This is a genomic window from Pseudomonas sp. PS02303 (genome assembly GCF_029959925.1).
GTDB classification, from domain to species: domain Bacteria; phylum Pseudomonadota; class Gammaproteobacteria; order Pseudomonadales; family Pseudomonadaceae; genus Aquipseudomonas; species Aquipseudomonas mandelii.
Genome location: NZ_JASCOM010000250.1, coordinates 1 through 8,543 on the forward strand (window position 1 = coordinate 1; position 8,543 = coordinate 8,543).

General features: G+C 59.6%; 7 protein-coding genes. All 7 read left to right on the plus strand.

Annotated elements, in window-relative coordinates; genetic code table 11:
• Positions 1-207: 207 nt before the first annotated feature.
• Positions 208-1,467 (plus strand): AGE family epimerase/isomerase, encoded by a 1,260-nt coding sequence (locus QMX98_RS29185; protein WP_145309253.1) that lies wholly within the window; start codon positions 208-210, stop codon positions 1,465-1,467.
• Between the two features lie 117 nt (positions 1,468-1,584).
• Positions 1,585-2,886, plus strand: a complete 1,302-nt coding sequence (locus QMX98_RS29190) for an ABC transporter substrate-binding protein (RefSeq protein ID WP_010457391.1) — start codon at positions 1,585-1,587, stop codon at positions 2,884-2,886.
• A gap of 148 nt (positions 2,887-3,034) precedes the next feature.
• On the plus strand, positions 3,035-3,943 hold the full coding sequence (locus QMX98_RS29195; protein WP_010457390.1) for a sugar ABC transporter permease: 909 nt from the start codon (positions 3,035-3,037) through the stop codon (positions 3,941-3,943).
• Complete coding sequence (locus QMX98_RS29200) at positions 3,936-4,781, plus strand: carbohydrate ABC transporter permease (protein ID WP_077748691.1); 846 nt, start codon at positions 3,936-3,938, stop codon at positions 4,779-4,781. Before QMX98_RS29195 ends, QMX98_RS29200 begins: the two co-directional genes overlap by 8 nt.
• A gap of 2 nt (positions 4,782-4,783) precedes the next feature.
• Positions 4,784-5,944 carry an ABC transporter ATP-binding protein gene (locus tag QMX98_RS29205; RefSeq protein ID WP_010457386.1) on the plus strand — a complete coding sequence of 387 codons (1,161 nt, stop codon included), beginning with the start codon at positions 4,784-4,786 and terminating at the stop codon, positions 5,942-5,944.
• Positions 5,945-6,116: 172 nt separating this feature from the next.
• Complete coding sequence (locus QMX98_RS29210; protein ID WP_154912407.1) at positions 6,117-7,463, plus strand: carbohydrate porin; 1,347 nt, start codon at positions 6,117-6,119, stop codon at positions 7,461-7,463.
• Between the two features lie 107 nt (positions 7,464-7,570).
• Complete coding sequence (locus tag QMX98_RS29215) at positions 7,571-8,425, plus strand: D-hexose-6-phosphate mutarotase (protein WP_010457382.1); 855 nt, start codon at positions 7,571-7,573, stop codon at positions 8,423-8,425.
• Positions 8,426-8,543: the final 118 nt, after the last annotated feature.

The window sequence follows — 8,543 nt, forward strand, 5'->3', positions numbered from 1 at the left end:
GAGCTTGCTCCCGCTGGACTGCGCAGCAGTCCTTCTTTTGGGGCCGCTTCGCGCCCCGGCGGGAGCAAGCTCCCTCGCCACAAATAATCATCCACCACAAAATCTGTATGTCACAGTTTGGTGACATAACTCGCCCCCTTCGTTACAAGCCCGCCCCCGCCCGTTGTTTAGACTGCCCTCAGTCAAAACAACAAAAAAAGGCACCCCATGGACACCTTCCAACCTGCATTCAGCAGTTGGCTCAACGCACCTGCCCATCAGCAATGGCTCGCGGCCGAAGGCTTGCGCCTGTTGGCATTTGCCAAGGCTTCAAAGCTTGCCGAAGGCTTCGGCAATCTCGATGAAAAGGGCCGTCTCCCGGCCAACGCCCACGCCGAAACCATGAACACCGCCCGCATGACTCACAGCTTCGCCATGGCGCATATTCAGGGTTTGCCAGGGTTTGCCGAGCTGGTCGATCACGGCATTCAGGCGCTCAGCGGCCCGTTGCGTGATGCCGAACACGGCGGCTGGTTTGCCGCTGCCCATCATCACGATGACAACACCGGCAAGGCCGCTTACCTGCATGCCTTCGTGGCCCTCGCGGCCAGTTCGGCGGTCGTCGCCCAGCGCCCCGGTGCACAGGCGTTGCTCGACGATGCGATCAACATCATCGACACGCATTTCTGGAGCGAGGAGGAAGGCGCAATGCGCGAATCCTTCGAGCGCGACTGGAGCGGTGAAGAAGCCTACCGCGGCGCCAACAGCAACATGCACGCCACCGAAGCCTTTCTCGCCCTGGCCGATGTCACCGACGACCACCGCTGGCTGGTCCGCGCTCAGCGCATCGTCGAGCGCGTCATTCATGGTCACGCCGCTGCCAACGACTACCTGGTGGTCGAGCATTTTGATCGCGACTGGCAGCCGCTGCGCGAGTACAACCACGACAACCCGGCCGACGGTTTCCGCCCTTACGGCACCACGCCGGGCCACGGTTTCGAATGGGCGCGGCTGTTGCTGCACCTCGAAGCGGCACGCGTGCAAGCCGGCATGCTCACGCCGGGTTGGCTGGCCACCGACGCGCAAAAACTCTTCGATCACAACTGCCGTCACGGCTGGGATGTCGACGGGCTGCCCGGGATTGTCTACACCCTCGACTGGGACAATCGCGCGGTGGTTCGCCATCGCTTGCACTGGACCCATTGCGAAGCCAGTGCCGCCGCCAGCGCGTTGCTTAAACGCACTGGGGATACGCAATACGAAACCTGGTACCGGCTGTTCTGGGAATTCTGTGACAGTCATTTCATCGACCGCTGCGATGGCAGTTGGCACCATGAGCTCGACCCGCAAAACCGTCCAAGTGCCGATATCTGGGCCGGTAAACCGGATCTGTATCACGCCTGGCAAGCCGTCCTGATCCCGCGCCTGCCACTGGCGCCGAGCATGGCCACGGCCTTGGGGCAGTTGTCCCAGAGCGCTCCTGTGTAACCATGTGGTGACATTCAAGCGTCCCTTCGTTACCTGCGAGGGGATAACTCCTGTTTAAAATCCTATGCAGCGCAAGCACCAGACTTGCATGCATAACAACAAGAAAGGTAATTCTAGATGAATGCGATTTCTCGCCTCGCTACTGTCATTTCTCTTGCCTCATTGCTCCCTATCTCTGCATTCCCTGTCAGTGCGCTTGCCGCCGATTCCAAAGGTTCGGTAGAAGTCGTTCACTGGTGGACCTCCGGTGGCGAAAAAGCGGCCGTTGATGTCCTCAAGGCCCAAGTCGAAAAAGACGGTTTCACCTGGAAGGACGGCGCCGTTGCCGGTGGTGGCGGTGCGACCGCCATGACCGTGCTGAAAAGCCGCGCCGTTGCAGGTAACCCACCGGGCGTCGCACAGATCAAAGGCCCGGACATCCAGGAATGGGCGTCTACCGGTCTGCTCGACACCGACGTCTTGAAAGACGCGGCCAAAACCGAGAAGTGGGACAGTCTGCTCGACAAGAAAGTCTCCGATACCGTGAAGTACGAAGGTGACTACGTGGCCGTGCCGGTGAACATTCACCGCGTCAACTGGCTGTGGATCAACCCGGAAGTCTTCAAGAAAGCCGGCATCGAAAAAGCGCCAACCACCCTTCAGGAATTCTACGCCGCCGGTGACAAGCTCAAGGCAGCGGGCTTCATTGCGCTTGCTCACGGCGGCCAGCCTTGGCAGGACAGCACCGTGTTCGAAGCGGTGGTCCTGTCGGTCATGGGCGTCGACGGCTACAAGAAAGCCCTGGTCGACCTGGACAACGCAGCACTGACCGGTCCTGAAATGGTCAAGGCGCTGACCGAGCTGAAAAAAGTCGCGACCTACATGGACGCCGACGGCAAAGGCCAGGACTGGAACCTGGAAGCGGCCAAGGTCATCAACGGCAAGGCCGGTATGCAGATCATGGGCGACTGGGCCAAGAGCGAGTGGACAGCCGCCAAGAAAGTCGCCGGCAAGGACTACGAGTGCGTAGCGTTCCCGGGCACCGACAAGGCGTTCACCTACAACATCGACTCCCTGGCTGTGTTCAAGCAGAAAGACAAAGGCACTGCTGCTGCTCAACAGGACATTGCCAAGGTCGTGCTGGGTGAGAACTTCCAGAAAGTCTTCAGCATCAACAAGGGCTCGATCCCGGTTCGAATCGACATGCTGAACGACATGGGCAAGTACGGTTTCGACTCCTGCGCCCAGACCGCTGCCAAGGACTTCCTGGTGGACGCCAAGTCCGGCGGCCTGCAGCCGAGCATGGCGCACAACATGGCGACCACGCTGGCGGTACAGGGCGCGTTCTTTGATGTGGTGACCAACTTCATCAACGACCCGAAAGCCGATCCGGCGACTGCCGCCAAGCAATTGGGCACGGCCGTCAAAGCTGCCAAGTAATGATTGGCCCCTGTAGGAGCGAGCCTGCTCGCGATAGCGGTGTATCAGTTGATACATCCAGAGTCTGACACTCAGCTATCGCAAGCAGTCTCACGCCTGCAAGGGTCAGCATTTCCAACGTAAATTTTCTCTCGTACGGGATCTTCCCATGAGTTCTGTTGCTGTGTTCAGCAAGGCCTCGCCGTTCGATGCACTGCAGCGCTGGCTACCGAAACTGGTGCTGGCGCCGAGCATGTTCATCGTCCTGGTGGGCTTCTATGGCTATATCCTGTGGACGTTCATCCTGTCGTTCACCACCTCGACCTTCCTGCCGACTTACAAATGGGCGGGCCTGGCGCAGTACCAGCGGCTGTTCGACAACGACCGTTGGTGGGTAGCGAGCAAGAACCTGGCGGTGTTCGGCGGCATGTTCATCGGCATCACCTTGGTGATCGGTGTGCTGCTGGCGGTGTTTCTTGACCAGCGCATTCGTCGCGAAGGTTTCATTCGCACCATTTACCTGTACCCGATGGCGCTCTCGATGATCGTCACCGGTACCGCGTGGAAGTGGCTGCTCAACCCGGGCATGGGCCTGGACAAATTGCTGCGTGACTGGGGTTGGGAAGGCTTTCGCCTGGACTGGCTGATCGACCCGGATCGCGTCGTGTATTGCCTGGTGATCGCAGCGGTCTGGCAAGCCTCGGGCTTCATCATGGCGATGTTCCTCGCCGGCCTGCGTGGCGTGGATCAATCGATCATCCGTGCTGCCCAGATCGATGGCGCGAGCATGCCGCGCATTTACCTGAAAGTGGTGTTGCCGAGCCTGCGTCCGGTGTTCTTCAGCGCGGTCATGATCCTGGCCCACATCGCGATCAAGAGTTTCGACCTGGTGGCGGCAATGACTGCCGGTGGCCCGGGTTATTCCTCTGACCTGCCTGCGATGTTCATGTATTCCTTCACCTTCAGTCGCGGCCAGATGGGCATGGGCTCGGCCAGTGCGATTCTGATGCTCGGTGCGATTCTCGCAATCATCGTGCCTTACCTGTACTCCGAGCTGAGGACCAAGCGTCATGACTAATTTCGCTGCCAAACCATCCATCAGCCTGAGTCGCATCGCCATCTACGGCGTGCTGATCCTGGCGGTATTCCTTTACCTGATACCGCTGGTGGTCATGCTGTTGACCAGTTTCAAGACGCCGGAAGACATCAACTCCGGCAACCTGCTGAGCTGGCCGACCGTGGTCAGCGGCATTGGCTGGGTCAAGGCCTGGGGCACGGTTGACGGGTACTTCTGGAACTCGATCAAGATCACCGTTCCGGCGGTACTGATCTCCACCGCCATCGGTGCACTGAACGGCTATGTGCTGTCGATGTGGCGCTTTCGTGGCTCGCAACTGTTCTTCGGTCTGCTGCTGTTCGGTTGCTTCCTGCCGTTCCAGACCGTCCTGCTGCCGGCCTCGTTCACCCTAGGCAAGATGGGCCTGGCCAGCACCACCACCGGCCTGGTGTTCGTGCACGTGGTCTACGGCCTGGCGTTCACCACGCTGTTCTTCCGTAACTACTACGTCAGCGTTCCCGATGCGCTGGTGAAGGCGGCGCGGCTCGATGGCGCGGGTTTCTTCACCATCTTCCGCTTGATCATCCTGCCGATGTCCACCCCGATCATCATGGTCTGCCTGATCTGGCAGTTCACCCAGATCTGGAACGACTTCCTGTTCGGCGTGGTGTTCTCCAGCGGTGATTCGCAACCCATTACGGTGGCGTTGAATAACTTGGTCAACACCAGTACCGGGGCCAAGGAATACAACGTTGATATGGCGGCGGCGATGATCGCCGGGCTGCCGACCCTGCTGGTCTATGTGGTCGCAGGCAAGTATTTCGTGCGCGGGCTGACGGCCGGCGCAGTCAAGGGGTAATCATGGCTACGCTCGAACTTCGCAATGTAAACAAGACCTATGGTCCCGGCCTGCCGGACACCCTCAAGAACATCGAACTGTCGATCAAGGACGGTGAGTTCCTGATCCTGGTCGGACCTTCGGGTTGCGGTAAATCGACCCTGATGAATTGCATCGCCGGCCTGGAAACCATCACCGGCGGCGCGATCATGATCGGTGATCAGGACGTCAGCGGCATGAGCCCGAAAGACCGCGACATCGCCATGGTGTTCCAGTCCTACGCGCTGTACCCGACCATGAGCGTGCGCGAGAACATCGCTTTCGGCTTGAAGATCCGCAAAATGCCTGCCGCCGACATCGAAGCGGAAGTGGCGCGGGTATCCAAGCTGTTGCAGATCGAACACTTGCTCAACCGCAAGCCCGGTCAGCTCTCCGGTGGTCAGCAACAGCGCGTGGCCATGGGCCGTGCCCTGGCGCGTCGGCCGAAGATTTATCTGTTCGACGAACCGCTGTCCAACCTCGACGCCAAGCTGCGCGTCGAGATGCGCACTGAAATGAAACTGATGCACCAGCGCCTGAAAACCACCACGGTCTACGTGACCCACGACCAGATCGAAGCGATGACCCTGGGCGACAAGGTCGCGGTGATGAAGGACGGGATCATTCAGCAGTTCGGTACGCCAAAGGACATCTACAACAACCCGGCCAACCTGTTCGTGGCGAGCTTCATCGGCTCGCCGCCGATGAACTTCATTCCGCTGCGTTTGCAGCGCAAGGACGGTCGTCTGGTGGCGCTGCTCGACAGCGGCCAGGCGCGTTGCGAATTGCCGATGGGCATGCAGGACGCCGGTCTGGAAGACCGTGAAGTGATCCTCGGCCTGCGCCCGGAGCAGATCGTTCTGGCGGGCAGCGAGCCGAACGGTTTGCCGACCATTCGCGCCGAAGTCCAGGTCACCGAACCGACCGGTCCCGACACCCTGGTGTTCGTCAATCTCAACGACACCAAAGTCTGCTGCCGCCTGGCGCCGGACGTCGCGCCGAACGTGGGCGAGACCCTGACCCTGCAATTCGATCCATCGAAAGTGCTGTTGTTCGATGCCAAGACAGGGGAACGCCTGGGGGTGGCCGGTCAACCAAAAGCCGAGAGCCACGGCGCCAACGTCGCCCAATTCAAAGGCCGCTGAAGATTAAAACTGTAGGAGCCAGGCATGCCGGCGGAGGCGATTTCAGGGTCGCCTTCGCCGGCAAAACTGGCTCCTGCAGGGGGGATATGCGGTGAGCGGCCTGTCGCTCTCCGCACCTGATGTAACCGCGTTAAATAAAAACAGTTAATAACAATAAAACGAGGATGTAGGGATGAAGAAGAACAACAACGCTCAGCTTATCTGCCAGTTGTCCGCGGTTGCGGCCATGATGCTGGCCGGTAGTGTGCACGCTGCTGACGCGTTCAGCGCCGATTCCGAATGGATGACCGGCGATTGGGGTGGCGAGCGGACCAAGCTGATCGAGCGGGGCATCGACATCAAGATGGACTACGTCGGTGAAGTCGGTAGCAACCTTCACGGTGGCTACAACAACGACAAGACCGCGCGTTACGCCGACCAGTTTGGCCTGGGCGTGGCGCTGGACCTGCAAAAGCTGTGGGGCTGGGATAACACCCAGGCCAAGGTCCAGCTCACCAACCGTAACGGTGAGAACATCTCCAATGACCGTGTCGGCGATCCGCGTGCCGGCACCTTGAGTTCCTCCCAGGAAGTCTACGGCCGTGGCCACATGGTTCGCCTGACCCAACTGTGGATCAAGCACCAGTTCCTCGATGGCAAACTGGACGTCAAGGCCGGTTACTTCGGCGAAGGCGAAGACTTCAACACCTTCCCGTGCGAGTTCCAGAACCTGGCGTTCTGCGGTTCCCAAGCGGGTAACTGGGCGACCAACATCTGGTACAACTGGCCGGTCATGCAGGCTGCGGTTCGCGTGAAGTACAACATCTCGCCTGAGTGGTATGCGCAGATCGGCGCGTACAACCAGAACCCGTCGCAACTGGAACACGGTAACGGCTTCAAGCTCAGCGGCAGTGGCACCAAGGGCACCGTGTTGCCGGTCGAACTGGTCTGGTTGCCTAACCCTGGCAACCTGCCGGGCGAATACCGTGTCGGTTACTACAAAAGCACGGCCAAGGCCGATGACGTTCGTGAAGACGACAACGGTAATGACGCCGCAACCAGCGGTAACGCCTATCGCAGCCACAGCAGCAAGTCCGGCTACTGGTTCGTTGCGCAGCAACAACTCACCACCCACAACGGTGACGCTTCCCGCGGTCTGAACATTGCTGCCAACGCTACCTTCCACGACAAGGACACCAACTTCGTCGATAACTACCAGTCGCTGATGCTGGTGTACAAGGGCCCGTTCGATGCACGGCCGAAGGATGACTTCGGTATCGGTGCCGCCCGTATCCATGTCAACGATGACGTTAAGAAAAACTCAGAGTTGGTCAACGCCTCCAACAATGTCACTGACTATCAGGACCCGCTGTTCGCGCCGCTGCGTAACACTGAGTACAACTACGAGATCAACTACGGTTTCCACGTCACCAACTGGCTGACCGTGCGTCCTAACCTGCAATACATCACTCACCCGGGCGGTGTGGATGAAGTCGACAACGCGCTGGTGGCCGGCCTGAAAATTCAGTCGGTGTTCTAACGCTGTTGCGATAAGCTCCTCTCTATGTGCGCATTTTTGCGGACAGCCTTGGCTGTCCGCTTTTTTTTGGGGCGGCGCACCCCGGATGATTTTCAGGACCGTGGCACATGCATGAGCATCCGCTACAACGCTTCTTCAAATCCTTGCGCGAACGTCCGGTGTTTGCGTGGGAGCGCTATCAGAAGCGCGATGTGCTGGTGATCGATCACCCGCTGTGTCAGGCGGTGTTCAGCCGGCAGGGCGCGCAGTTGCTGCACTTCCAGCCAAAGGGCCAGAAGCCCTGGCTCTGGTGCGCGGCGAAGTGGCCACAAGTCGGCGCGATTCGTGGCGGTGTGCCGGTATGCTGGCCGTGGTATGGCCGTCATCCAAGCGAAAACGCCTGGCCTTCCCATGGCTGGGCACGGTTGATCGACTGGAAACTGCTCGACAGCAGCCATGACGACGATGGCGTGCGCCTGCATTGGCAACTTCAGCTGTGTGACTGGCAAGTGGACCTGCACGCACACTTGGGCGAACGCATGGATCTGCGCCTGAGCACCGAGCATCAGGACAGCCTGCCGTGCCAATTGAGCCAGGCGTTGCATGCCTATTGGCGTATTGGTGATGTTGGTGAGATAGCGCTGTCCGGACTCGATGGCGCCCACGGTTACGACCAGTTGAACCGCCAGGTTTGCCAGCAGGAAGGCGAGTTGAGAGTCGACGGTGGGTGTCAGCGGGTGTTCCAGCATGACGGTGAATTGCAGCTCAAGGACCACGCCTGGCAGCGCGAGTTGTGCATCGACACCGGTGACCATGCGGACACGGTGGTCTGGCATCCGGGGGCGCGACCGTTGCTGGGGGTGAGCTGGAACGAGATTTCAGAATTTGTGTGTGTCGAGGCGGCGAGTGGCGGGACCGACAGTTTGAGCCTGGCGCCGGGGCAGAAAGCACATTTGAGTTTGCAGGCGCGGGTGGGGGTTTAGTTCCAGAATCTTTGCGCCCGGGCTGGCCCTTTCGCGAGCAGGCTCGCTCCCACAGTGGACCTGCTTTGAATACAAATACAGTGTCCACCGAAGATCTAATGTGGGAGCGAGCCTGCTC

Bases quoted from the DNA above. Each gene is read 5' to 3' on its own strand.
- QMX98_RS29185 (WP_145309253.1), top strand. From the start codon at position 208: ATGGACACCTTCCAACCTGCATTCAGCAGTTGGCTCAACGCACCTGCC.
- QMX98_RS29190 (WP_010457391.1), top strand. From the start codon at position 1,585: ATGAATGCGATTTCTCGCCTCGCTACTGTCATTTCTCTTGCCTCATTG.
- QMX98_RS29195 (WP_010457390.1), top strand. From the start codon at position 3,035: ATGAGTTCTGTTGCTGTGTTCAGCAAGGCCTCGCCGTTCGATGCACTG.
- QMX98_RS29200 (WP_077748691.1), top strand. From the start codon at position 3,936: ATGACTAATTTCGCTGCCAAACCATCCATCAGCCTGAGTCGCATCGCC.
- QMX98_RS29205 (WP_010457386.1), top strand. From the start codon at position 4,784: ATGGCTACGCTCGAACTTCGCAATGTAAACAAGACCTATGGTCCCGGC.
- QMX98_RS29210 (WP_154912407.1), top strand. From the start codon at position 6,117: ATGAAGAAGAACAACAACGCTCAGCTTATCTGCCAGTTGTCCGCGGTT.
- QMX98_RS29215 (WP_010457382.1), top strand. From the start codon at position 7,571: ATGCATGAGCATCCGCTACAACGCTTCTTCAAATCCTTGCGCGAACGT.